Here is a 25,773-nt window from a genome sequence, read left to right on the forward strand (position 1 = left end):
GAAAAAAAATCACATGAAAACCATCCTTATTACGGGCTGCTCCAGCGGTATCGGCTACGATACCGCCAAACAGATGCAGGCCGCTGGCTGGCGGGTTTTTGCCGGTTGCCGGAAAACTGCCGACGTATCCCGCCTGCAAAATGAAGGCCTGACAGACGCACTATTGCTCGACGTAACCGACAGTACGCAAATCGAGGCTGCCTTCGAACACCTTCTCACCGCCACCGGTGGCAGGTTGGATGCCTTATTCTGCAATGCCGGCTACGGACAAGTCGGCGCCGTTGAAGACATTCCCCGCACAGCTCTGCTACAACAGTTTGAAACCAACGTATTCGGCACTTGGGAATGCATTACCCATGCCATGAAAATCTTCCGCAAACAAGGACATGGCCGCATTCTCGTCAACAGCAGCATCCTCGGCTTTGCCGCCATGCCTTGGCGTGGTGCCTACAACAGCAGCAAATTCGCACTTGAGGGCATGTGCGACACGCTTCGCCATGAAACCCACGGCAGCGGTATTTTTGTCAGCCTCGTAGAACCGGGGCCGATTGCCACACGCTTTCGCGACAATGCCCTCATTACGTTCAACCGCTATATCGATACTGAAAATAGTGTACACGCCGAAAGCTACCGCGCCCAATTACGCCGTCTCGAAACAGAAGGCGATGCAGCCCCGTTTACCATGTCTTCACCTGATTGCGCCGCCATATGCGTGAAAGCACTGACTACCGCGCACCCCAAGGCCCGCTACCGCGTTACCCTGCCTACCAAAGTTTTCTGGTATCTGAAACGGCTGTTACCCACCGCATGGCTCGACAAATTACAACGTGCCGCAGTAAGCGGCCAAGGTAAAAAATAACCGGCAAATACCATTTTTTTCAGACGGCCTATTTATAATGCATACACTTTATCTAGCTTCCGGCAGCCCGCGCCGGCGTGAAATTTTAGAAAGCCTCGGTTACCGCGTTATCCGATTGAAAGGCGATATCGATGAAACCCCTCTATCCGGAGAGGCCGCCAGCCACTATGTAACCCGGATGGCTCGCGAAAAAAATGCTGCTGCCCTGTCATCATGGCAAGCCGAAAATACCCGCCTGCCGGATTATCCTCTCATCACTGCCGATACCACCGTAGCCTTAACCGACCAAATTTTAGGCAAACCGGAATCGGCGCAGCACGCCCGCGACATCCTGCAAAGCCTTTCGGGCAGCGAACATCAGGTACTCACCGCCGTTTCAATTTACTACCAAGGCCAAACGCACCACACTCTGCAACAAAGCAACGTATGCTTCAAAACACTCACGGCTGCCGAAATAGACGCCTATATCGCCAGTGGCGAGCCTATGGATAAAGCCGGTGCTTACGGCATACAAGGTTTAGGCGGTATTTTCGTTACCCACCTGCACGGCAGTTTTACCGGCGTGATGGGATTACCCGTATATGAAACCGTTTCCCTATTGTCTGCGGCCGGCTACCCCGTACCGCCGTTTTCCATGCCCTGATAAATATCCAAACCGCATAGGATACAGCTCAGATGCAAGTAATATGCTCGCCTCATACGGTAGGAAATACCAGATGCAATCAATGCCGAAAAAGCAACGGCACCCGACACAATAAAATCAGCCACGATGTGTTCCGTAAAGCATACAAACTGATATTGCCTCCACTACCGTATCTGCTTTTAATTGCTATATTAAGATTCCTTTATTGGCGCAATATGGCGTTTTAGCGTATAGTAATCGGGTTTAATTTCAGTACACTACCAAGTAGCGGCAGTCTCACCGAATCTGCTTTTCCACGCCCCAATACCCCAAAACGGCAACGGCCGCCTGCCTGATTTTAATGAGATTTCATTACACCGCTACGCCTTCGCCATACCAAAATATTTTTGCCATCGTCTTTTTCAGACGGCCTCTATCGCAGCCATAACGCTTGGCTCAGAGCCGATGACAAAAATATTTGATTTTAGGAAGCTTTAACTTATGTTACCCAGTATTCCCCTGCCTAAAGACTGCGTGCGCCCGCCGGAAACCGTATTGGTCAACATTACCCCACAAGAAACCCGCGTGGCTATGCTGGAAGAAAACAACATATGTGAACTACATATAGAACGTAACAGCGGTCACGGATTGGTAGGCAATATTTATTTAGGCATTGTGCGCCGCGTATTGCCTGGCATGCAAAGTGCATTTATCGATATCGGATTGGAACGCGCCGCCTTCCTGCATATCGTCGATCTATTGGAACAACGGCAGAATCCGGACGAAACCCAACGTATCGAGCATATGTTGTTTGAAGGCCAATCTATTTTGGTTCAAGTGATCAAGGATCCGATTAACACCAAAGGTGCGCGCCTATCCACACAAATTTCCCTAGCCGGCCGTTTCCTTGTGCATTTGCCTCAAGACGAACATATAGGCATTTCGCAAAGAATCGAAGATGAAGAAGAGCGCAACAGCCTGCGAGAACGGCTCAATAATCTGTTGCCCGCCGAAGCCTGCCACGGCTATATCATCCGCACCAGTGCCGAAACCGCGACCGACGGCGAACTTCAAGCCGATATCGACTACCTGACCAAACTATGGCGTAACATCCAGCAACAAGCTAAAACCAGTCCGCCTGAGACTCTACTATATCAAGATTTACCGCTCTCGTTACGCGTCTTGCGCGATATGTTCAACGACAATACCCGCGAAATCCTGGTCGATTCCAAAGAAAATTACCAACGTATGCTGGCCTTCGCCGAACAATACGTACAAGGGGCGGTAGGTAAAATCCAATTATTCCAAGGCGAACGCCCGCTGTTTGAAAGCTACAATATCGAACAGGAAATCAATCGGGCCTTGCAGCCAAGGGTCAATCTGAATTTCGGCAGCTATCTGATTATTGAAGCTACCGAAGCCATGACTACAATCGATGTCAATACCGGCGGCTTTGTCGGGGCTAGAAATTTTGACGAAACCATTTTCAAAACCAATCTCGAAGCCTGCCACGCCATTGCCCGCGAGCTGCGTTTGCGCAATTTAGGCGGCATCATCATTATCGACTTTATCGATATGGCGCACGAAGCCCACCGTGAGGCCGTTTTACAGGAGTTGGCCAAAGCGCTCAGTTTTGACCGCACCCGCGTTACCCTGAACGGATTTACCAGTTTAGGACTGGTCGAACTGACCCGCAAACGCACCCGCGAAAACCTCAACCATGTGCTGTGCGAACCTTGCCCGACCTGCCAAGGCAGAGGCCGTCTGAAAACGGCGCAAACCGTTTGTTACGAAATCCAGCGTGAAATCGTACGTGAAGCCCGCCGTTATGATGTCCAAAGCTTCCGTATCTTAGCTTCTCCGCCCGTTATCGATTTGTTCCTCGACGAAGAATCGCAATCATTGGCAATGCTGATCGACTTCATCGGCAAACCCATCTCACTAGCAGTGGAATCCACCTACACCCAGGAACAGTACGATATCGTGCTGATGTAGCCCGAAACAATAAAGGCCGTCTGAAAATTTTCAGACAGCCTTATTTCACTGAAGCCCACCATGAAGAAATAATTGAAAAAAGCAACCTTTTATCGGTAAGATACAAACATATGCTATCAGCAAACACCTAGCAATTTCAAAACACCAACCACAACATAACCGCGAGCACATCATGAATATCCAAACTACCCGCACGAATGATTCCGATTTATGGCAAACCATCCGCCAAGAAGCTGAAACTGCGGCAAAATCCGAACCAATGTTGGCTAGTTTTCTCCATCTGACCGTGCTGCGCCATACTTCGCTTGACAGAGTTTTAGCCTTTCACTTATCTAGCAAGTTGTCCAGCGCCATTATGGATGCGCGCGCGCTTTACGAAGTCTATATCCAAGCACTTAAAGACGATCCTTCGATTATCGCTGCCGTAGAATGCGATATCCGCGCGTGCTACGATCGCGATCCGGCCTGTGACCAATATTCATTACCGCTGCTTTATTTCAAAGGCTTTCACGCTATCCAAGCACACCGCATCAACCACTGGTTGTGGAAAAATCAGCGTAAAACCCTCGCTTACTTTCTGCAAAACCGTATGTCGGAAGTATTCGGCACTGATATCCATCCGGCGGCCCGCTTCGGTCACGGCTTGATGCTCGACCACGCTACCGGTTTTGTTGTGGGAGAAACCGCCGTACTGGGTAACGATATTTCTATTTTGCATGGCGTAACCCTGGGCGGTTCCGGCAAAGAAAGCGGCGACCGCCATCCGAAAGTCGGCGACGGCGTCATGATCGGTGCCAATGCCTCGGTATTGGGCAATATCCGTATCGGCAACTGGTCTAAAATCGGAGCAGGCAGTGTTGTTGTCTCTGATGTACCGGAATACACTACCGTTGTCGGCGTACCCGCACGCCCTACCGGCAAATCGGCGAATATGCCTGCCGCAGAAATGGATCAATCTATCTAACGACTATACGGACTTCAATATCCCGGCGGCACCTTGAAACCAAATCCATACGGTATATCCTGTGCTCGCCGGTTTGACCGATTCTAGCCGTCTGAAAACCGAAACCACCCGCTATGCATTTTTCCCTAGCCCCTATCGTTATCGTCTTGCTGGTTGCGGTTTTAACCGTAATCATCTGTCGCAAACTCAATATTCCATCTATGTTGGGCTATCTGTTGGTCGGATTTTTGGCCGGGCCCGGCGTATTCCATCTGATCCCGCAAACTCCTGCCACTGATTATCTCGGTGAAATCGGGATTATGTTTCTAATGTTCAGTATCGGCTTGGAATTTTCATTACCTAAGCTAAAAGCCATGCGCAAGCTGGTTTTCGGCTTGGGCGGGCTACAGGTTGTTCTCACCATTACGGCTATATTCGGCATTCTTCTACTACAAAATACCCCGGTTATTCATGCCTTTACTATTGCAGGCGCACTGGCTATGTCATCTACCGCCATCGTCAGCCGTATTCTCTCGGAAACAACGGAACTGGGACAGCCGCATGGCCAAATGGCGATGGGCGTATTACTCATGCAGGATATCGCTGTCGTACCGCTGATGATTCTGCTGCCGGCTTTGGCCGGCGATAGCCAAGACAACCTTCTGTATGCCCTAGGTATAGCAACCGTTAAAATGATCGCCACATTGGGCCTCTTATTCGTGATAGGCAGCCGCCTGATGACACCTTGGTTCCGTCTCGTAGCCAAACAAAAGTCATCCGAGCTGTTTATGATTAACGTTTTACTGGTTACTCTGGGTGTTGCCTACCTCACCGAGCTAGAAGGCCTATCCTTGGCTTTGGGAGCATTTGTAGCCGGTATGCTGCTTTCCGAAACCGAATACCGATTTCAAGTTGAAGACGATATCCGCCCGTTTCGCGACATCTTACTGGGCTTCTTCTTCATTACAGTCGGCATGAAGCTTGATATCACAGCCCTTATACAAGGCTGGCAAAGCGTACTGATGCTGTTAATCATATTACTTGTATTAAAAGCGTTGATTATCACGGCTATTGCCCGTTATTTGCGCCATAGCGTCGCCGACAGCATGAAAACCGCGATGTATCTGGCACAAGGCGGCGAATTCGGCTTTGTTATCCTAACCGTCTCTCATAAACTCAATATGCTTTCTTCAGAATGGGAACAAGCCGCTACCGCTGCTATTTTGGTTTCTATGATATTGGCTCCGTTCATCCTTAACGGCAGCGAAAAGATCATCAATCGTTTGGTGAAATCCGATTGGGATATGAAAGCCGTTGATTTGCAAAATATGCTGATTGCTACGATGAGTAAATCCGAGCATATCCTTATAATTGGTTACGGGCGCTGCGGCCAAACCATCGCACGGATTCTCGAACAAGAAAATATCACCTACTACGCACTAGATCTGGATGCCGAACGCGTACGGATCGCCCGCAGCGCAGGAGAACCGGTTGCATTCGGCGATGCCAAACGGCGTGAAGTACTTGAAGCAGCAGGACTATCACGCGCAAAAATGGTAGTTATTACATTAAATAACATGGCCGAAACCCGTCACATTCTCGATAATATTATGTACATGTATCCCACCATGCCGGTGCATGTTCGCGCAACCAGCGACGACTATCTGCAAACATTTGCCGAGATGGGTGCCGAAGAAACCGTATCGGATGCCAAAGAGTCCAGCCTTGCATTAGCCGCCTATACACTGCTTGGATCCGGCATTTCCTATCAAAATGTACACAAAATCATCACTGATATACGCCATAGCCGCTATCAAATCTTACAAGGGCTGTTTTCCGGGAAAAACGGTAAAAAAGATTTTTACGATGAAAAAGCCAGCATCAGCCGTTATGCCTTTGCCCTTCCCGACGAAGCTTACGCTGCCGGCAAGCAAATCAAAGAAATTCCTTTGGCGGATTTTGAAATTAAACTGCTGTTTGTACGCCGTCAAACCCATCAAATCCAGCAATATGACGAGACTTTTATACTGGAAGCCGGAGACATTCTCGTGATCGCAGGAAGTAAAGAAAAAATAATTTCCTTTGAAAACTGGATACTACAAGGAAAAAGCTAAAATTTATTTTAAAATACTTGCAAGGAAAGCAGCTTTTTGGTTTAATTACGTTCTCGCAACATTGAGCGAGAAATAAAAGGGTGATTAGCTCAGTTGGTAGAGCGTCTGCCTTACAAGCAGAATGTCGGCGGTTCGACTCCGTCATCACCCACCAGTTTCTTTGCGCGGAGTGGTAGTTCAGTTGGTTAGAATACCGGCCTGTCACGCCGGGGGTCGCGGGTTCGAGCCCCGTCCACTCCGCCAACCTTTCAAATAAAAGGCACCAATTTTTGGTGCCTTTTATTTATTTTATATAATACGAAACTCTATAATAAATACTTAACCATATTCTATATACTCAAGATCCTTATCTTATCACTCCAAAGGAAAATAAATACTTTATCCAATAAAAATGCCGTCTGAAAAATTTCAGACGGCATTTTTATAAATATCAGCTAAAAAACCTTATGGTCTTAAATAAATCATATTAACTATGATATTGTCGCGAAAGTTCGTGTACGGTATCGACTAAGATTTTAGCATACTCGGGATCCGCATGTTGATTGATACCATGGCCCAAATTAAAAACATGGCCGCTACCCTCTCCATAAGCCGCCAAAATACGGCCAACTTCATTGCGGATACTATCAGGGGTACCGAATAATGCAAACGGATCAAAATTACCTTGCAATGCCACTTGCTCCCCCACCCGGCGGCGCGCATCACCGATATTACATGTCCAATCCAAGCCCAAAGCATCAGCTCCGATACCGGCCAGCTTCTCCAGCCACAAACCGCCTCCCTTGGTAAATACAATCACCGGCACTCGACGGCCTTCGTTTTCACGCTTCAAACCTTGTACGATCTGCTGCATATACCGCAGACTGAAAGCTTCAAATGCCGCATCACTCAATACACCACCCCATGTATCAAAAATCTGCACGGCCTGCGCACCGGCATCAATTTGCGCATTCAAATATGCTGTAACGGCCTGTGCATTCACATCCAAAATTTTATGCAACAATTCGGGGCGGGAATACATCATCGTTTTGATAGTACGAAACTCTTTACTGCTTCCACCCTCTACCATATAACAGGCCAAAGTAAACGGGCTGCCGGAAAAGCCGATAAGCGGCACACTGCCTGCCAATGCACGGCGGATTGAAGTTACTGCATCAAATACATATTGCAGCTTATCCATATCGGGTACTTCCAGCTTCGCAATATCGGCTTCATGCTGCAAAGCACGCTCGAATTTCGGCCCCTCTCCTTCTGCAAAATACAAACCCAAGCCCATCGCGTCGGGTACAGTTAAAATATCCGAAAATAAAATAGCCGCATCCAAGTTAAAGCGCTCAAGAGGCTGAATCGTTACCTCTGTAGCCAATTCGGTATTTTTACATAGGTCTAAAAAACTGCCTGCCGCCGCACGGGTAGCTTTATATTCAGGCAGATACCGCCCTGCCTGACGCATCATCCAAATAGGCGTGTACTCTACCGGCTCTTTTAATAAAGCACGTAGGAAAGTATCATTTTTTAAAGCAGTCATATGCCGTTTTCCACTTACATTTGATAAAGGCGAATCATATCATGAAACAGGCAGATTCATTAACCTGCCATCATCAGGATATTGCTTAAACACTTTTAAAAATCAATTGGTACAAACCAAGCAATCATACCAAACCGATACATATATAAAATGCCGTCTGAAACTTTTCAGACGGCATTTTCAGCTATTTCAAAATAGTATTATACGGCAGGCAAATTCTCTTCTTCCGCTACGCTTTCCAAAGCCAAACGACGTTGTTCTTGAGCTTTGACGGGCTGTTCCATCTCATCAAAAATTTTTGCCAAAACTAAATGTGCCTGAGTTGTCGGCTTAACGGCAAGGCTGGCTTCCAAATAGCCTTGGGCTTTACCCCATAATTGTTTATCATAAGCCAACTGGCCAAGCAGTAGCAGTAAAGATGCATCATCAGGCTTAGCCTTTAACCAGCCGTCCGCAGTATCAATGGCTTGGCGTTGTGCTTTATCATCCAAATAGCGCACGCTGTCAGCAAACGGCTCAAGCAGTTCCGCTTGACGGGTTTGCGGATAATATTCTCCTACCCATTTAACGGCCTGACCATACAACCCCAAGCGTGCGTATTTCTCTGCCACAGACAGGCAAAGCTCACCTGCTTTCGCGCTTTCAGGAATACGTTTCAAGCAAGCTTTCAAGCCACCGGCATCACGGGATAAAGCCAATAAGCGGCGATAAGCCCAATTTTCATATTCGCTTGCCTCATAATCATTCAATGCCCCCGCCTTTTTCAGCTTGGCAGTTTTATCCAATACATCCAATGCGTTGCCATGATCAAAAGCGTAACGCAACTGCAAACGTACCAGTCTGGTCAAGCTGGGGTTGATTTGCGCGGCAGCAGTCAGATTATTTTCAACTGTCGGGTAATCGCGGCGGTTTAGAGCGGACTCTGCCAATAACAAATATCGGGATAATTGCTGCTTAGGCGGCAATGACTCAATTTCCTTCAAATATTTGTCACGCAATACGGCATCATCCATTTGGTCGGCCGCATGTGCCCCCAACATCAAGGCTAAAGCACGATGATCACCGGCTTCCTTATTACCCAAAACTTTGGCCGCCTCCTGTTCCGCCTTCTGGAACTTGCCCTCAAAAAATGCCAAACCGGCACTATCCAAAGCCAAGCCGGCCTTACGGCTTTTACGAGCAATACCAAAACGCTCCATACGGCCCGGAATATTCAACAATCCGGCAATTAGCCTTACCAACAGATATAACACGACAACTGTCGCAATCAATCCGAGGATAAACGCATGCAGGTTTACCCGCAGCATGGTTTGTTCCGCAACAATATAAACATTGCCGCTGTAAGTGCTTGAAGCGATTGCTAAGCCAACTGCCACAGCAAAAAGGATGATAATCCAAATCAAACTTTTCATACTTTATCCCCTTTAACTTGGCTGGCAGGTGCTTCGGCAGGCGCAGCAGGAGCCGCCTCCTGTTTTTCAGGTTGTTTTGGGGAGGTTTCCGGAGAAGACGCCTGAGCGGGAGCTGCGGCTTCGCTGGCTGCATTATTTTCAACCGTATCCGAAGCAGAAGCGGCAGGCATAGCAGTACGCACGCTATCTTGGTAAGCACGCACCGCGGTGAGGCTGGCTTTTAAGGCATTATCGGAAATCATGCGGACATCTATAGCTTTCAACTCCGCCAATTCTTTCAGCCAAGACTGCGTAGCCGGAGAGGCCGGATCAAAATACTGCTTCACAGCGGCTTCAGCACTATTAAGATCACTTTGGTAAACTTCGCCGTTATGGCGGAGCAAAGCCGTACGTGCATCTAATAAGTGCAAGCGTAGGTTTTCCCTCACAAAATAAACTTGTTCGGGTGCAATCAACATTGCATCGTTGTTATTCAGATGGCGTACCTCAACTACACCTTTTAAGCTGGCTAAGATTTTATTCCAAGCATTTTGCCACCACGGAAGGTTTGCATCATCCTCCGGCAAGGGTTCGGCCTTGCCCGGTTGCAAAGTGTTATCTAGCACCAGTGGCAATCCGGCGACCGCGGTTTCCAAGCGATCCAATCTCAAAGAAGTAGCCGAAATGTCCAGATAGGGGCGGTTTTTTAATCCAGCCAAGTCGCTGCTGATTGCCTGTTTGATAGGCAGCAAATCAGGCTGGTCAAAACGGCTCAAACGGCTTTCAATGCTTTCCAACACCGTTACAGCCACGGGTACGTTACCTGATAACAAAAGCTGCTGCGAGGCCAAATTCAATGTTGCTTCTACTTCGTCTACCAACCAATTGGCACGACCTTTCAATAATTCTTGATAAGCGCGGTTAGCCGCTGCAATTTGTTCGGCATTGGCTTTTTGGCCTGTAGAAAGTTGTGCCAGCAGGCTTTCCACCTCAGCTTGTTTTCGCAAGTTGTCTTGTAGAAGATTGGCATTTTGGCTTTCACCCAATGCGGCTTTATCGATTTTTTGATCAAAACTCAACTGCTGGGTTTTTAACAAGTTTTGGCCTTGAACAAATAAAAAGCCGCTTGCTCCCAAGCCCAACAAAGCCAGCACGAGGGCGCCTACGGCCAGGCCTTTTCCTGAAGACTGTTTGATGACCACGGGTGCTGTTGCCGGAGCGGGATTTTGATTGGTTTCAGACATAGGTTTTCCTACAGATTCGTTTTTCTCAGATATTTTTTCGGCCTTTTGGCCTGCTGTTTGTACGACAGATGGAGAATCGGTAGCGGGCTGTTTGCCGCTATCGGCTTCGGTAGAAGATACAGCGCTTTCTTTAACTGCATCATGCTCGGGTTGTTCTACCGCAGGCTTGGTTTCAACTTGCGGATTTTCAGACGGCGCATCTTCGGGTTTACTCATTTTTTTCTCCGTACAACGCATGATTCAAGGCGTGCGCATCCAACTTCGGAATCACCCGGATATGTTCGGCACCGGCAGCTTTTAAAGCCTCGGCGATACGCACGTGATGAGTCAAGTATAACAAGGTTTTCAATAATTGCGCCAATGACGGCGGTACTTGCCCGAATAAAAGACGGACACATTCTGCCGACGCCACAAATGCCGCTTGCGGCTGCTGTTGTTGGAACCATACCCAATCAAGCTGCCGCTCCCGTCTGAAATATACTTCGGCGACATCAACGGTAAAGCCCTTTGCCGTCAGCTTTTCTATCAACCAATTACGCCCGCCGTGTCCGCGTACGATCAAGATACGCGCAGTTAGGGGCAATTGTTTCCATACGGGCAATTCCCAAACCGCTTCGCTGTCATTTCCCTGTGAGGGACAAAGCACTTCGTACGGGCAGAAAACGGACAATCCTTTTTTCGTACCCTCGCCAACCGCAATATGCCGGGTACTGCTATTCGTGAAATCAACTGCCCGGGCGCCTACCGAAACCGCACTCGGGCTTACCCAAAACACCGCATCTGCCTGTCGTGCCCGCTCATTCAAACTTTCTACGGCCTCATGATCAGCTTCTATATCCATAGGGCTGAATATTTGCGCACGCCAACCCGCTTCTTCACATACCGCAACATCGGCAAGAGCCTGCCGGGGCGGGCGGACAATTAAAATCAGCGGGGGAAACAAGGGGGCTTTATGCATACATAATAAAATGGGCGTTAAAGGCATTACTCTGAGCAATATCAAATCATTGCCTTTTATTTTCAGACGGCCTGATTGGATATTTCCAAGGCCGTCTGAAAATATTATTCGGCATTCTCGGCCAATACGGCTTTAATCAGCTCGATCGCACCGTCATCCGCTAGCTTTTTCGCTACCGCACGACCCAATGCATCGGCATAAGCGATGGGAGCTTGTGCGGAAGCTTCTAAAATCATAGAACCGTCGGGATGGCCTACTAAACCGCGCAAAGTCAACATACCACCTTCTTCGGTACAATACGCGGCCAAAGGAACTTGGCAACTACCGTCCAAAGCGCGGGCCAAAGCTCTTTCGGCCATAACACAAGCATTAGTTAACGCATGATTAAGCGGATTCAGCACAGGTAATAAGTCGTAACGATGCGCGGCAATTTCTATGCCTAGTGCACCTTGCCCTGCTGCCGGCAGGCTGTCTATCGGCGAAAGAATGACACGGATACGATCATCCAAACCCAAACGTTGTAAGCCTGCTGCCGCAAGGATGATGGCATCGTAGTCGCCGTTATCAAGCTTGGCGAGCCGTGTTTGGACATTGCCGCGCAAAGGCCGGATTTCCAAATGCGGATAACGGGCGCGCAGTTGCGCTTCTCGGCGTAAGCTGGAAGTGCCGACTACGGCACCGGCCGGCAATTCTTCCAAACGTTCGTACAGGTTAGACACGAATGCATCGAATGGGTTCGCCCGTTCGCCGATGGCGGCAAGCATGAAACCTTCGGGTAGTTTCATCGGTACGTCTTTAATGGAGTGCACGGCCAAATCAGCCCGGCCATCTTTCAATGCCTGCTCTAACTCTTTGATAAACAATCCCTTACCTCCTATTTTGGAGAGGGTTTTGTCAAGAATCTGATCACCTTGGGTAGTCATCCCCAAAATACTGACTTCACATTGCGGATATAAAGCTTGTAGTTTGTCTCGGATATGTTCGGCCTGCCACATGGCTAAAGCGCTTTCCCTGCTGGCGATAACGAGTTTGTTCGGTGTCATTGTCTTGCCTGTTTTTAATAATATAAAAATTAAGTGAAGTCTAATATGAGCTACAATTTTCAGACGGCATCGTGTAATCGGCTATGCCGTCTGAAAATTAAATGCTCATTTAAATATTATTGTCCTGCCTGCCAATCATCTCTGGTTTGCTTGGCTTTTTCAAAATAGCGGTAAAGTGCGGCCGCATCGGCTTTTTCCAGTATTTGCTGCAAATAGGCCAACTCCTGTTGTTGCCCGGCCAACAAAGCCTGAAGGCTCTGTTTGTTGGCCAGACAGATATCCGTCCAAATAGCCGGATGGCTGGAAGCGATACGGGTAAAGTCACGAAAACCTGATGCGGCAAACTCAAGGTAAATTTGAGCATCGGCATGTTCGGCAATTTGATGCACATAGGAATACGCCAGCATATGCGGCATATGTGATACGGCGGCAAAAATAGCATCATGATCCGCCGCATCCATATGATAGGTAATGGCTCCTACGGCCTGCCATAACTTTTCCACCCGATATAAACTGTTTAGATCTTGCTTTTCGTGCGGGCAAAGAATCAGTTTTTTATCTTGATACAAACCGAATTGCGCCGCCAATGCGCCATGCCTGTCGGAACCGGCAATCGGATGGGCCGCAACACAACGCGGCAAATGCTGCGGCAGGTATTGCCTGAATGCAGCCAAAGCAGATTGTTTGGTACTACCGACATCGCTTACCACCGTTTGTCCGGGTAATAAAGGTGCCAATTCGGTGCAGATAGCAGGCAAAGTCGCGACAGGGGTAGCAATCAATACCAAATCGGCATTTCCGATACTATCCGAGCAAATGCTATCGTAAGCAACATCTATAACCTTGCGCTCAATAGCCCGCTCAAGGTTATCGCCGTTTAAATCAATACCGGTTACGCGTTCGACCAACCCCTTGCGTTTCAAATCAAGCACAAACGAACCGCCTATCAAGCCGACACCGATAAGGCAGATTTGTTTGAGGGAGGCTAAACTATTCATAAACGGATAACAGATAATACGGTTCAAACAGATATGCCGTCTGAAAATGTTTCAGACGGCCTTGATACAATTAACGCCAAGCCGCGATAAACTCGGCCCAATGTTGTTTTTCGTCAACCTGTGCTCTTAAATAATTTTTCAAGCGTTTGACTTCCATTTCATATTGGTCGGCATCCATCGCGCCGCTCAGCAACCGAAACCGCAAATACATTAAATAAGTATTGGCCGCATCCGTTTCACAATAATCACGGATATCTTTCATATTGCCTGCATGGTAGGCTTCCCATACCTTGCTGCCGTCCATGCCGAGTTTTCCGGGGAAACCACATAATTTTGCCATATCATCCAAAGGAACACTTGCCCTCGGCTGATAAAGTGCCAACAGATCCATCAAATCACAATGGCGGTTGTGATAACGGCTGATGTAGTTATTCCATTTAAAATCGCGGCTATCGCCAAAATCACCGTCACCAGTATCCCAATAACGGGCAGCCGTTACACCGTGAATCAAAGCGCGGTAATGCAATACCGGTAAATCAAATCCGCCACCATTCCAGCTGACTAATTGCGGCGTATGATTCTCTACCAGCTCGAAAAACTTTGCGATCATGGTTTCTTCACCGTCACCGGCTTCACCAATCGTACCGACATGAATCTTATCCTGCCCCCAGCGCATACAACATGAAATAGCCACGACCTGATGCAGGTGATGCTGCATAAAATCACTGCCTGTTTGCGCACGGCGCCGCTGTTGTGCAAACGCTACCACATCAGCATCGGGCAAACTCTCAGGCAAATCATGTAATAAACGGATACCCGCCACATCGGGAACGGTTTCGATATCAAACGCTAAAATCGGAATCATGGGTTATTTTCTCCGCGGATGATGGCATTTTGGCATGAAGTCGGCAGTGCGCCAAGTTTCAACAACAGTTTTTTATACTGTTCCTACAGTAATTTGCCCCATACCTGACTTTTCGGCATAATGGCCGTCTGAAACTTTATATATGACCGGATATCCGGTTGTTCGGAAAACTTATGAAACAAAAATTACTCAAAACTCTATTGTCTGCCTCTTTATTCTCTTTAACTGCCTGCGGTCCGACGCCCGTGAGCAGTGCCCAAACCCCTGAATCTGCACAAGCAAAAACACCCGCGGCAGAATCAACGCCTGCCGATAATACCTTGGCCGCAGCCCTCACCGCCAAATTGGAAAAAACTTACGAAGGCCAAAAGCTGAAAGTACAGAGTGTACGCGACACCCCGATCAAAGGACTTTACGAAGTTGTGGTAACCGGCAATCAAGTCGTATATGTTGATGCGGATGCCAATTATATGCTGGTAGGCGATTTAGTTGATATCAATACCCGCAAAAGCCTAACCGAAGAGCGTTCCGCCGAACTGAACAAAATTGATTTCAATACCCTGCCTTTAGACCTTGCCATTAAAGAAGTACGCGGCAACGGTAAATTGAAAGTCGCCGTCTTTTCCGACCCCGACTGTCCTTTCTGCAAACGCTTGGAACAAGAGTTTGCCAAAATGAATAACATCACCATCTACAACTTTATGATGCCGATCACCAAACTACATCCCGATGCGCAGCAAAAGGCAGAGCAAATCTGGTGCCAAAGCAACCCTACCGCGGCATGGACAGCGTGGATGCGCGAAAATAAGGCTCCGCAACCGGTGGCCGCATGCGACAACCCTGTGGCAGAAACTATGTCTTTAGGCGAGCAATTAGGATTTAACGGCACACCTACTTTGGTATTCCCTAACGGCCATACCCAAAGCGGTTACTCCCCAATGCCTGCGTTGCAAAAGCGGATTGAAAAAAATCAGTAATCCCATCCCGGTCATAACCAACCATAAAAACTACCGCCGATAAGCGGTAGTTTTTTATTCTTTGATTGCTAGCCAATCATACTGACTAAAGGTCGTCAAATAATCCAAAGGCCGTCTGAATTTTTTCAGACGGCCTTAAACCAACTTACCGCAAAAAATAATCAGCTCTAATCAAACTTCTGTTATTTCCGGTTTTCCGGCCAATCTCGGCTCTGCTTTTTTGGGAACCTTACACTTGGGCAACGTCACCCGCATACACAAACCATTGGGCTTCACATTTTCAGCAATGATTTTGCCGTTATGCTGGCCGATGATATGTTTGGTTAGTGCCAAACCCAAGCCTGTTCCGGGTTTGTGGGCACTGCTGTCGGCACGGTAGAAAGCCGTAAAAATATGCGGTAACTGGGCTTCATTTACGCCCGGGCCGTTATCTACAATATCGATAATCCAATTACGTGAATCCTGCTTCAAATTTACAATAATCGCACTACCCTCGGGGCTGTAGTTCATCGCATTACGGATGATATTGTCAAATGCGCGGTATAAATAGCTTTCATTAGCATTGACACAACCGTCTTCTGCGATTTTAGCATCTAGCTTCAACTCCACATGCTGATGATTGGTTTCTGCAATGGCTTGGCAATCTTCAACCAACTGCTGTAAAAAAGGCAACAGTTTTAAAGTATCTTTTTCCAACTGTACATTAGCCGTTTCCAAACGCGACAAAGTCAGCAGCTCGCCTACCAAAGTATCCATCCGCACCAATTCGCTTTCCAAGCGCTGCAAATACTGCTCCTGCTTGTGAGGCTGAGAATGAATCAGGCCGACGATTGCCTGCATACGCGCCAAAGGAGAACGCATTTCATGCGATACGTGGTGCAACAGATGACGTTCTTTTTCAACCAATTTTTGCAGCTGCTGCGCCATTTTATCGAATTGTACGGCCAAGTTTGAAAGCTCGTCTTCACGATCATCAACCTGTTGTGAAATACGGGTTTCTAAATCACCTGCTGCCAAACGGCTCATACCGCGGTCTAGAATGCGGATAGGCTTGGTAATATTGTTAGCCAAAATGTAAGCCAGCAACAAACCGACTAAAATGATAAAGCTGAGAATGATAAACTCATGCCAAATGGGTGCCAACTGCAAACCCGGAATAAACAGAGGGCTAGGCGGGCGTTGTATTTGGGGATTATTCCAACCTCGGATAAAAAACAAATACTCTTCGCCCCAACGGTCATATTCGATATGCGCCAACGGAGAATCAGGATGCTCCATGGCAAACTTGTATGCGGCATCGATCACTCGATTATCAATACTGCGGCCAAGAATATCCTTACGATCATCGCCAGTAATAATGTACACGTTTTGAGCAACAGGATTATCCTGCCACTCCCGCAGAATTTCACGCGCACCGAATTCTCCGCGCACATTAAAAGCGGAAATCATGCTGCTTAACAATGTAGTTTCAATCGTCCGCCGCTGTTGGAAATGATTTTCCGCAATCGAATTTTGAACCAGCCAAAAAGAAAAACTCGCCACGAATATAGCGCAGATAATGACTGCACAAAACGTGGCGAAGATACGTTGAAACAATTTCATTTAAGTAGGCTGCATCAACTTAGTTTTTTACAAACAAATAGCCTAAACCGCGCACCGTTTGAATCAGAGACGCATCACCCAACTTATGACGGATGCTGGAAATGTGCACGTCGATACTGCGGTCAAATTTAGCCAGTTTGCGGTCTAACGCTTCAATGGACAAAGTTTCTTTGCTGACTACTTGTCCGGCATGGCGCATCAGAACTTCCAGCAAATTAAATTCCGTACTGGTCAATTCCAGCGGTGCATCCCCAATGGACGCTTGGCGTTTGGCCGGATAAAGGGTCACATTGCTCACAGAAATACTATTGGGACTGTTGCTTTGTTCGCCTATTTGCTGTGCGCGACGCAAGATGGCATTAATACGTGCCAAAAGCTCACGCGGGGTACAAGGTTTAGGTACATAATCATCTGCACCCATTTCCAAACCGATAATGCGGTCGATATCATCACCTTTGGCGGTGAGCATGATCACCGGAACGGTACTCTGGGTACGCACGTTTTTCAAAACGTCCAAACCGTTCATCTTCGGCATCATAGAATCAAGCACTACCACATCATACTGGCCGGAGAGAATTTCCTGCACACCGGCTTCGCCGTCGGGTACGCTGTTGACGTTCAAACCTTCGGCAGTAAGATATTCGGTAAGCAACTCGGTTAGCAAAGCGTCGTCATCGACCAGTAATACGCGACTCATATTTTGTCCTTTTGGATTAGTCTTCTTTTATCGGCTGCATCACCAATGTGTACAGTTAGTTGCAATCTTAACACGCATTTCATAACAACAGGTAGCATGTTTCCTGCTGCTTTTGCGCTTTTTTGCAATGAATGCAACGGCCTTTACATTTCTAACCGTTCAGGCCGATTATTGTGCCGAAAAACACGACTTGGCTTTTGGATTTACCTCTTCATAAGCTCGGCAATGAAAATCGACTTGCTCGCGCAAACCTTCAAAATAAGGCGAATCATAAATTTTCTTCCGATAAAAGGGTAGCATATTGGGGTAATATTCATAAGTTTTACGCAACCATTCCTGTGCCTCTGCCGTTTTCCCTTGCCGGTAAAGATAAAAGCCTCTCTGATATGCATTCGCATAAGGCCTGAACAATTGGGTTTGCATTGCAGCCTCTTGCGCCCACTGAGCCGGCATGGGGTCAGCGGGATCGGCCCTTTTAGCCAGGGACATTTGGGCATAGTAGCGTAACATCGGTTCGGTGGCGGAAATCTTAATCAAGCCGTTTGTTTTTTGAAGAATATCAGCAGGTGTATCACTATTTTTCTGGCGGCTGAATTCGGCCAACTCAGTATAAACTGCTGTTAGGCGCACAATACCTACGGCTAAAAACAGCACCACCACCGCCGCTGCACAATTTTGCACGGTTCCCCTCAAACCATAGCGCAGATCTTGTTTATCAGCAGGAGACAAGCTCATCATCAAAGCAAACGGTACCAGAAAGTAAATGTACCAAAGCGGGTATTCGAGCAAACTATGACACAACGATACCGCCATTAATGCCAAAAGCAATAAAGATGCCTGACCGGCAGGCCGTCTGAACATTCTCCAAATAGCCGCCAAATAGCCTCCCACTACTGCCAGCGTACCAACAATCCCGGTTTCCGCCAACAATTGCAAAATCAGATTATGCGAGTGGGTGAATAGAACATTCAAACCATGCGTACTATATACCTTTGGAAAGATATTGGTTGAAAAGCCTTGCAATGACAAACTTCCCCAACCATGCCCCCATAATGGCGCCGTCTGAAATACTATCCAGGCCTTACGCCATTCAATATCGCGCGCCGACATAGCAAAAGTACTGCGCTCAACCCGCGAAAGCGCCGTATCGTATTGAACGTGGGAGAACCATGCCAGCACCGGATTCAGTGCATACTGCATGAATACCGTCAAGGCCAACGCCAAGCCCATCAAAAGTACTGTCCGATTAGCTTCTCGCCCAGCCCTCAACCGCCATAAGGGCAAGAGCAAACCGACGGCAGCCACATAAGTAAAAATAGTACGTGAATTAACCAAAGCCAAAGCGGCGGTTAATGCAACAACTGATAACAATCCTCCCCATAAAGGCAGACGCCGCTGCGACCACAAATAAGAGGCCGCCAATATGCCCCACATCAGGTAATGCCCCAAATGGTTCCGCTGCCCAAGCTGGCCGCTTACCTCGCGCAAACCGCGATAAGCCACAATACCGCGCAAAGGCGGCCAAGCAGCCCATCCCGTAAATTGCATCACCGCTACTGCAGCCTGTAACAACGCACCTATCAGCAACGCCCATGCTAAAACGGCCACAACCCTATCTTGTCCTAATTCAGCCACCCAGCCACGACATGCCCATGCAGTTAAAGCCAGAATTATAAAAGTCCATACCGTCATGTCACTGAAGCCGGGGTAAATCAAGCCCATCAGTCTTGCTTGCAACCACAAACCTGCGGCCAATACCAAAAAGTAGACGGCTGTTGCCGGCAAACGTACATTCAATACACCGTAAAAAGCACTTAAAAACACCAGCAACAAAGCTGCAGCCAAAGAGCCGTTCTCAAGGTAAAAGCTCGAAAGCGGCCCTACACGATATAAAGATAAAAACGGAGCGATACAAATTAATGCGATGCAGAACCACAATGGCCAATCATCAACTCTCCGGTTGCTCGAAAAAATATTATTAAACATGGCCGGCAGCCTTTCTCTGTGTGCGCACAAACATCAAGCAAGCCGTAAAAAACATTACGCTCAAAACCAATGCAACCACAGAGCATCCCCTGCTGGCAGCAGTCGCATCAAAAATCCTCATGACAGCCTCGGCCATATAGGCAAGCACCAACATACAAGACCACTGAAAAGTATAAATCCGCCCTTTTAAAATACCGGACAAAGGCAAACACAACGGCAAAGCTTTTAACGCCAACCACGAACCGCCCGGGCGTAGCGGAGCCAACCACAATTCCCAAGCCAAACTGATTGCAATCAAGCCTGCCAAGCTAACAATAGCCAAGCGTTGCCATTTTAAAGAGGTTGTATTTTGAATCATATTTATTAAGTGTTAATTTTCCAAACTATTTCCGCAAACATCAGATTTGCATCTGCAACGCCCAATCTGTAACGGCTATAGCCTGTCTAAAAATATTGCCAAATTTCTATTATCGTAAATTTGCACCCTGTCTGCCAGCCTTAAGCTCCCAATATAAACAGCTATCTATGCCTTTCTATCGGGCAGGCTTACTGCCGCCATACAGGCTAGGAAATCAAAGCTGTTGTTTCGACCGGCTTGACTTTCCCTATATCCACACAACCTTAAACAAACCTACCGTAAAATATTGACAATATGTTTGTTTCAGCCAATGACGAGGCCGTCTGAAAACCGAAATAAGCTTTCAGACGGCCTCTGAATAATTTCAAGTTATTTAGTTTCTCAAGCACTAAATATAAGCAGCTTACGATACGAAATTTTTATCCGTCTATGCAAATACAGTCCGAAAATTATTCTTCCGAATTTTTTTCCACCGGACGGATAAAACCGCAGAAACGCAAACCCAACTCATAAAGAATAATCAAAGGCAGGGCCAATAAGATTTGGGAAATCACATCGGGCGGCGTAATCACGGCTGCAACCACGAAAGCCCCTACAATCACATAAGGGCGCGCCTGTTTTAACTGCTCTACCGATACTACGCCCATACGGTTCAACAACACTACTACAATAGGGACTTCAAATGTTGCACCGAATGCAACAAACATACCTAACACAAAGGAAAGGTATTTATTAATATCGGTGGCCATGCTCACGCCCTCGGGCGTTACACCCGCAAGAAACTTAAACACAACCGGAAACACCAGATAGTAGGCGAACGCCATCCCGATAAAAAACAGCAAAACGCTAGAAACCACCAAGGGGGTAATCAATCGCTTTTCATTTTTATACAGGGCAGGAGCGACAAACGCCCATATCTGATACAAAGTATTCGGCAGCGAAATCAAAAAGGCCACCATCAATGCCACCTTCACTGGTACAAAAAACGGCGTGATCACATCAATGGCAATCATATTCGTACCTTTAGGCAGTGTTGCCATCAAAGGCTGCGCTACAAAGGTGTAAAGTTTCTGCGCAAAAGGCATCAGGCATAAAAAACATACCAAAATACCCGCCACCATCAAAATCAGACGGCGGCGCAATTCAATCAGATGCTCAACCAACGGCTGGGCGTTTTGTTCTATTTCTGACACCGTTTACTCACTTCTTTCGAACACGCAACCGAGGCTTGGGACGGTATCGCGGGCGCATATCTCGCTTTTTCTGCATGGCTTTTTTGTGTACAGATGCCGTCTGAAAACCTACCGCACCTGTTAGGCGTACGATTGATTCGGCCTCGTTTGCCTGCCAAGCTTCACGGTATACGACCGACTGCGCCAACGGCTGCCCCTGCTCGTCCACACCGAAATCTGCCGGTGTACGCTGGGGAGGTAGTCTTTCCCAAGCAGGTGGTTCCAAACCTGTAGCAACATCACTCAGCTCGCTACGCGCCGTATCGCCGACGCTACGGATTTCATCCCGAAACTGATAGGCTGCAGACTCAAATTCGCTTTTGGCTTTTTTGAGTTCGTCCATTTCGATTTGGGCATTCAATTCCTGCTTTACATTGTTTACCATACGCTGAACCCGTCCCATAAGGCTGCCGGCGGCACGCGCTACTTTAGGCAGGCGCTCCGGCCCGAGAACGACCAGGGCAATAACGCCGATAACAATCAGCTCGCTGAAACTGAAATCAAACATGGTTTAAGCCGATTTGTTATCGTCTTTTTCGTGCTCGATCACGTCTTTTTTCGCTTTATCCGCCTCATTACCCTCATTCAGGCCTTGCTTGAAATCATGCACGGCACCGCCGAGATCTTTGCCGACATTACGCAATTTTTTAGTTCCAAACACCAGCACTACGATCACCAGTACGATCACCCAATGCCAAATAGAAAAGCTACCCATATTTTTTCCTTACAAATCTAAAATTCGATAAATAAACTACTGCTGGCTACAAGACCGCCCGAAGCAAATATATTATTCTAACTTACTTTGATAACCATTTTATTTCAACATCTCAAACCGGCGTACCGAGAATATGGATATGCAGGTGGAAAACCTCTTGCCCGCCGCCTTTACCAGTGTTGATTTGGGTTTTGAAACCGTTGGACAAACCGGCCGAGCGTGCGATCTCCGGTACTTTCAACATCATTCTACCCAACAACGCCTCGTGTTCAGGCGCTGCATGTGCCAACGAATCAAAATGCACTTTCGGAATCAGCAACAGATGTACGGGAGCAGCCGGCTGAATGTCTTTAAAACACAACATTTCGTCATCTTCATATACTATAGTGGCCGGAATATCTTTCTCGACAATCTTACAGAAAATACAGTCACTCATTATTTGCTCCCAAAATCTTGCAGTTTTGAACACCGCAACCGTAAAACAGCCGTCTGAATCGTGCTTAAAACATTTCAGACGGCACGGATTATCTCATATTTACCAGAAATGATTTTAATATAAAATCACTCTCCCTGCCGCGCTGCTTTCTCGGCCAAACCCGACAAACCTTCACGGCGTGCCAACTCTTGTATCACGTCTTCAACCCGTAACCCGTGATGCGCCAGCAATACCATAGTATGGAACCATACATCGGCCACTTCGTAGACCAGATGTTCGCTACCACCGTCTTTCGAAGCCATCAATACCTCTCCGGCTTCTTCAATCACTTTTTTCAAGATTTTATCCTCTCCCTTGTGCAGCAGTTGTGCCACATAAGAGCTTTGTGGGTCGCCTTCTTTCCTGCTGTCGATAACATCTTGAACACGGCTCAATACGTCATTCATTTTCTCTACCTATAATATTTTCAGACGGCCTCTTAACGGCTGTCTCCGTAAATTTCTTCTTCGCTTTTTATCACTTTGTCGGTCAGCAGCCATTCGCCATCACGCCACACGCGGTAAAAACAGCTCTCTCGGCCGGTATGGCAGGCCATGCCGCCGTTTTGTTTAATCAGCATAACTACCGCATCACCATCACAATCCAAACGCAATTCATGCACTTGTTGGGTATGGCCCGACTCCTCGCCCTTCATCCACTGCTTTTGACGCGAACGGCTGTAATAATGGGCAAACCCGGTTTCGGCGGTTTTTTGCAAAGCTTCGGCATTCATCCAAGCCACCATCAATACACGCTTGGTTTCCGCATCTTGGGCAATGGCACAAACCAACCCTTTTTCATCAAATTTTACGCCCTTCAGTAATGCTTGCGTATCCATTCGTTTTCCTTCTGCTGCTATGCTATATATAAACCTTTATAAAGGCGGCACACGCTGCGCCCACGGGTTGATGCTTTCAAGTTCGGCTGCCAATTGTAACAGCAATTGCTCTTGCCCGTGCGCCGCTGCGAATTGTGTTCCCACGGGTAGGTGGTCTTCATGCCAATACAGAGGCACACTCATGGCAGGCTGCCCGCTCATGTTAAAAGGTACGGTAAAACCGACATACGCCAAAGCCTTACGGCTTTCCCGCTCGATAAGCGGATTATTTTTTAACAACCGCCCCAATCCCAACTTACCCAATAGTAAACTGCTTATACGCTGCTCGCTCTCAGAGGGAGCCAATTCTCCGACAAACGGCGTCAAACGCGGGCAAACAGGCGTAACCTGCACATCATAATCCCGATGAAACCTCTCCGCCGCCACAGCTTGAGCCAACAGCAAATCACGCGCCCAATAGGCTTCGGCTGCACTTAGCTGTTTACCGTAAGTCATCAACGCCCATGTAGACGGTTCCATATCCTGATAGCTGATTTTACGGCCGAGTTGTTGTGCCAGCTGTAATTGCAAGTGCGCCAATTCTCCCGCCAACACGATCAGCATGGCCCGCCCCAATTGTTCGGCGTCGGCAAAATCAGGGGCGGCCTCTTCAAGGTTGTGTCCCGCATCAGCCAACAGTTTCAAGCTATACTCGAATGCTTGGCCGACTGCAGCTTCTACTTCTCCGCCCAACCACGGTTTACGCCAATAAGCGATTTTCAAACGGCGCAACGGCTGCTTGATGCCGTCTGAAAAAGATTGTGCAGGAGGGCATGCATAAATCGAATGATGCTGCGTTTGCGCGGCGATATCCAGCATTAATGCACTGTCGCGTACACTACGGGTGAGCACATGCTCGCATACCATTCCCTGCCATGCCTCCCGAATCAGCGGGCCCGAATCCACTCGGCCGCGACTCGGCTTTAAACCGAACAAACCGCAATTATGCGCAGGCAGTCGGATAGAGCCGCCTCCGTCTCCGCCATGCGCCACGGGTACGATACCAGCCGCCACAGCTGCTGCCGAACCGCCGCTGCTGCCACCCGGCGTTCGTTCTGTATCCCAAGGATTACGGGTAACACCATATATTGCTGATTCCGTGTAAGGCAACAAGCCCCACTCAGGCGTAGTAGTTTTACCAAAAATACGCAAACCGGCGCATTGGTAAGCAGCAGTCAGATGACTGTCGGCCTGCGGGATCCGCTGCTTCATCAGAGGATTGCCCGATAACGTCGGCACACCCTGCCAATCAGCCATCAAGTCTTTCAACAAAAAAGGCACGCCTGCCAAGGGCGTATTGCTATCGGCACACTGCCAAGCATAAGCCTTGCCGCGCCAATCTTGAGCCAACAGATTTAATGAAGGGTTTACGCTGTCTAAACGTGCTAAAGCAGTTTGCAGCAACTCGTCCGCCGATACTTCGCCTCTTCTCACCAATTCTGCCAAGCCTATCGCATCATAGCGTCTGTATTCTTCAAACTGCATCGCGCCCCCTTACGGCATTGGTCTTTCAGACGGCCTGCCCGATTATTTCAGTAATGCCGCCACTACTGCCACCAAAGTCATTACAAACAATACCCAACGTAATGTTTCAGGCTTTATACTTATAGCGGTCAACACCCCGACTTTTGCACCGATCATACTGCCTACCGCCAATACCAAGCCGATATCCCACCATACTTGGCCACGCCAAACAAATACGGCCAACGAAACCAAAGTAAACCCAAGCGTGCAGCATACTTTTAAAGCATTAGCCCGCACCAAATCATAATGTAGCAGCCCAGCCAATACGGGCAACAGTACAAATCCCGCTCCTGCCTGCACAAAGCCGCCATACACACCTGCCAGCCACAAACCGAGACGCGCTTTCGGATTTTCGGATACTTGTATAGGCTGTACATCGGGTGCCACCAACAACATCGAAGGTTTGAAAAATGCCAGTGCCGCCACGCTCAACATAGTGATCAGCAGCATCGGTTTTAAGATTTCAACCGGTGCAAACGAAGCAGCCAACGCGCCGCAAAGCCCGCCCAGAAGCGTCGGCCATAAAATAGCGGGCAAGTCCTGCTTCGGCAGTCTGCCCGCTTTATTGAATCCGAACAATCCCGATACCGATTGCAGCAACACCCCTACCCGGTTGCTGCCGTTGGCAATATCCGCCGGCACACCGAACATCATCAGCACGGGCAGAATCAGGTTCGATCCGCCGCCTGCCATCATATTCACAATCCCGGCAATAATACCAAGAACGCCCAGCAAAATATATTGGACAATACTTAAATCCATCATGCTCA

26 protein-coding genes and 2 tRNA genes are annotated in these 25,773 nt (G+C 48.0%); 8 read left to right on the plus strand and 20 right to left on the minus strand.

What is annotated here, in order from left to right:
- The first annotated feature begins 13 nt into the window (after nt 1–13).
- A complete protein-coding gene (locus tag ACEPPX_RS02590; RefSeq protein ID WP_416622830.1) occupies nt 14–859 on the plus strand; it encodes an SDR family NAD(P)-dependent oxidoreductase in 846 nt (281 codons plus the stop codon).
- A gap of 37 nt (nt 860–896) precedes the next feature.
- Nucleotides 897–1,502: a Maf family protein gene (locus ACEPPX_RS02595; protein ID WP_416622831.1), complete on the plus strand. Its 606-nt coding sequence runs from the start codon at nt 897–899 to the stop codon at nt 1,500–1,502.
- On the opposite strand, the gene ACEPPX_RS02600 is transcribed toward ACEPPX_RS02595, so the two are convergent.
- Entirely contained in the window at nt 1,472–1,627 is a 156-nt protein-coding gene (locus ACEPPX_RS02600; RefSeq protein WP_416622832.1) for a hypothetical protein, read from the minus strand. The genes ACEPPX_RS02595 and ACEPPX_RS02600 overlap by 31 nt on opposite strands.
- 355 nt (nt 1,628–1,982) lie before the next feature.
- Between ACEPPX_RS02600 and rng the strand changes: the two genes are divergently transcribed.
- The 5 genes from rng (at nt 1,983) to ACEPPX_RS02625 (ending at nt 6,776) form a co-directional block, all read left to right on the plus strand.
- Nucleotides 1,983–3,476, plus strand: coding sequence for a ribonuclease G (rng, locus tag ACEPPX_RS02605; protein ID WP_047761232.1), 1,494 nt, complete (start codon nt 1,983–1,985; stop codon nt 3,474–3,476).
- Between the two features lie 172 nt (nt 3,477–3,648).
- Nucleotides 3,649–4,440, plus strand: coding sequence for a serine O-acetyltransferase (cysE, locus tag ACEPPX_RS02610; protein ID WP_047761231.1), 792 nt, complete (start codon nt 3,649–3,651; stop codon nt 4,438–4,440).
- A 113-nt stretch (nt 4,441–4,553) separates the two neighbouring features.
- Entirely contained in the window at nt 4,554–6,533 is a 1,980-nt protein-coding gene (locus tag ACEPPX_RS02615) for a cation:proton antiporter (RefSeq protein WP_416622833.1), read from the plus strand.
- A gap of 78 nt (nt 6,534–6,611) precedes the next feature.
- Nucleotides 6,612–6,687: transfer RNA gene (locus ACEPPX_RS02620), tRNA-Val, on the plus strand.
- 12 nt (nt 6,688–6,699) lie between these two features.
- Nucleotides 6,700–6,776 (plus strand) — tRNA-Asp (locus ACEPPX_RS02625).
- Nucleotides 6,777–6,999: 223 nt separating this feature from the next.
- Here the strand turns inward: ACEPPX_RS02625 and hemE are convergent.
- The 7 genes from hemE to ACEPPX_RS02660 all read right to left on the minus strand — a co-directional run bounded on the left by hemE (nt 7,000) and on the right by ACEPPX_RS02660 (nt 14,560).
- The gene (hemE, locus tag ACEPPX_RS02630) at nt 7,000–8,061 is read right to left on the minus strand and encodes a uroporphyrinogen decarboxylase (RefSeq protein ID WP_416622834.1); all 1,062 of its coding nucleotides are present in this window, start codon (nt 8,059–8,061) and stop codon (nt 7,000–7,002) included.
- A 200-nt stretch (nt 8,062–8,261) separates the two neighbouring features.
- Nucleotides 8,262–9,473, minus strand: a complete 1,212-nt coding sequence (locus tag ACEPPX_RS02635; RefSeq protein WP_416622835.1) for a heme biosynthesis HemY N-terminal domain-containing protein — start codon at nt 9,471–9,473, stop codon at nt 8,262–8,264.
- Nucleotides 9,470–10,912, minus strand: coding sequence for a uroporphyrinogen-III C-methyltransferase (locus ACEPPX_RS02640; protein ID WP_416622836.1), 1,443 nt, complete (start codon nt 10,910–10,912; stop codon nt 9,470–9,472). The genes ACEPPX_RS02635 and ACEPPX_RS02640 overlap by 4 nt, the downstream gene beginning before the upstream one ends.
- Nucleotides 10,905–11,654 (minus strand): uroporphyrinogen-III synthase, encoded by a 750-nt coding sequence (locus tag ACEPPX_RS02645; protein ID WP_416622837.1) that lies wholly within the window; start codon nt 11,652–11,654, stop codon nt 10,905–10,907. The genes ACEPPX_RS02640 and ACEPPX_RS02645 overlap by 8 nt, the downstream gene beginning before the upstream one ends.
- Before the next feature lie 104 nt (nt 11,655–11,758).
- On the minus strand, nt 11,759–12,697 hold the full coding sequence (gene hemC / locus ACEPPX_RS02650) for a hydroxymethylbilane synthase (protein WP_047761225.1): 939 nt from the start codon (nt 12,695–12,697) through the stop codon (nt 11,759–11,761).
- Between the two features lie 116 nt (nt 12,698–12,813).
- Complete coding sequence (locus ACEPPX_RS02655) at nt 12,814–13,695, minus strand: prephenate dehydrogenase (RefSeq protein ID WP_416622872.1); 882 nt, start codon at nt 13,693–13,695, stop codon at nt 12,814–12,816.
- A 70-nt stretch (nt 13,696–13,765) separates the two neighbouring features.
- Entirely contained in the window at nt 13,766–14,560 is a 795-nt protein-coding gene (locus tag ACEPPX_RS02660; RefSeq protein WP_047761223.1) for a 3'-5' exonuclease, read from the minus strand.
- Between the two features lie 173 nt (nt 14,561–14,733).
- Between ACEPPX_RS02660 and ACEPPX_RS02665 the strand changes: the two genes are divergently transcribed.
- Nucleotides 14,734–15,537, plus strand: a complete 804-nt coding sequence (locus ACEPPX_RS02665; protein ID WP_416622838.1) for a thioredoxin fold domain-containing protein — start codon at nt 14,734–14,736, stop codon at nt 15,535–15,537.
- 171 nt (nt 15,538–15,708) lie between these two features.
- Here the strand turns inward: ACEPPX_RS02665 and ACEPPX_RS02670 are convergent, their stop codons facing one another.
- From ACEPPX_RS02670 to ACEPPX_RS02725, 12 genes are all read right to left on the minus strand, one after another.
- Nucleotides 15,709–17,139: a sensor histidine kinase gene (locus ACEPPX_RS02670; RefSeq protein ID WP_047761221.1), complete on the minus strand. Its 1,431-nt coding sequence runs from the start codon at nt 17,137–17,139 to the stop codon at nt 15,709–15,711.
- A gap of 19 nt (nt 17,140–17,158) precedes the next feature.
- On the minus strand, nt 17,159–17,836 hold the full coding sequence (locus tag ACEPPX_RS02675; protein WP_047761220.1) for a response regulator transcription factor: 678 nt from the start codon (nt 17,834–17,836) through the stop codon (nt 17,159–17,161).
- 168 nt (nt 17,837–18,004) lie between these two features.
- A complete protein-coding gene (locus ACEPPX_RS02680; protein WP_416622839.1) occupies nt 18,005–19,822 on the minus strand; it encodes a Wzy polymerase domain-containing protein in 1,818 nt (605 codons plus the stop codon).
- Nucleotides 19,815–20,180: a DUF2069 domain-containing protein gene (locus ACEPPX_RS02685; protein ID WP_047761218.1), complete on the minus strand. Its 366-nt coding sequence runs from the start codon at nt 20,178–20,180 to the stop codon at nt 19,815–19,817. Before ACEPPX_RS02685 ends, ACEPPX_RS02680 begins: the two co-directional genes overlap by 8 nt.
- Before the next feature lie 449 nt (nt 20,181–20,629).
- The gene (gene tatC / locus ACEPPX_RS02690; RefSeq protein ID WP_416622840.1) at nt 20,630–21,373 is read right to left on the minus strand and encodes a twin-arginine translocase subunit TatC; all 744 of its coding nucleotides are present in this window, start codon (nt 21,371–21,373) and stop codon (nt 20,630–20,632) included.
- 7 nt (nt 21,374–21,380) lie between these two features.
- Complete coding sequence (gene tatB / locus ACEPPX_RS02695) at nt 21,381–21,920, minus strand: Sec-independent protein translocase protein TatB (RefSeq protein ID WP_416622841.1); 540 nt, start codon at nt 21,918–21,920, stop codon at nt 21,381–21,383.
- Between the two features lie 3 nt (nt 21,921–21,923).
- On the minus strand, nt 21,924–22,127 hold the full coding sequence (gene tatA / locus ACEPPX_RS02700; RefSeq protein ID WP_047761215.1) for a Sec-independent protein translocase subunit TatA: 204 nt from the start codon (nt 22,125–22,127) through the stop codon (nt 21,924–21,926).
- Between the two features lie 112 nt (nt 22,128–22,239).
- A complete protein-coding gene (locus tag ACEPPX_RS02705; protein WP_416622842.1) occupies nt 22,240–22,563 on the minus strand; it encodes a histidine triad nucleotide-binding protein in 324 nt (107 codons plus the stop codon).
- Between the two features lie 125 nt (nt 22,564–22,688).
- On the minus strand, nt 22,689–23,009 hold the full coding sequence (locus ACEPPX_RS02710) for a phosphoribosyl-ATP diphosphatase (RefSeq protein WP_416622843.1): 321 nt from the start codon (nt 23,007–23,009) through the stop codon (nt 22,689–22,691).
- Nucleotides 23,010–23,041: 32 nt separating this feature from the next.
- Nucleotides 23,042–23,440: a phosphoribosyl-AMP cyclohydrolase gene (hisI, locus tag ACEPPX_RS02715; protein ID WP_047761212.1), complete on the minus strand. Its 399-nt coding sequence runs from the start codon at nt 23,438–23,440 to the stop codon at nt 23,042–23,044.
- 36 nt (nt 23,441–23,476) lie between these two features.
- Nucleotides 23,477–24,964, minus strand: coding sequence for an amidase (locus tag ACEPPX_RS02720; RefSeq protein WP_416622844.1), 1,488 nt, complete (start codon nt 24,962–24,964; stop codon nt 23,477–23,479).
- Nucleotides 24,965–25,006: 42 nt separating this feature from the next.
- Nucleotides 25,007–25,768 (minus strand): sulfite exporter TauE/SafE family protein, encoded by a 762-nt coding sequence (locus ACEPPX_RS02725; RefSeq protein WP_416622845.1) that lies wholly within the window; start codon nt 25,766–25,768, stop codon nt 25,007–25,009.
- Between the last annotated feature and the right edge of the window lie 5 nt (nt 25,769–25,773).

This window comes from Neisseria sp. S1, from assembly GCF_048060015.1.
In the GTDB taxonomy this organism is placed as follows: Bacteria; Pseudomonadota; Gammaproteobacteria; order Burkholderiales; family Neisseriaceae; genus Neisseria; species Neisseria arctica.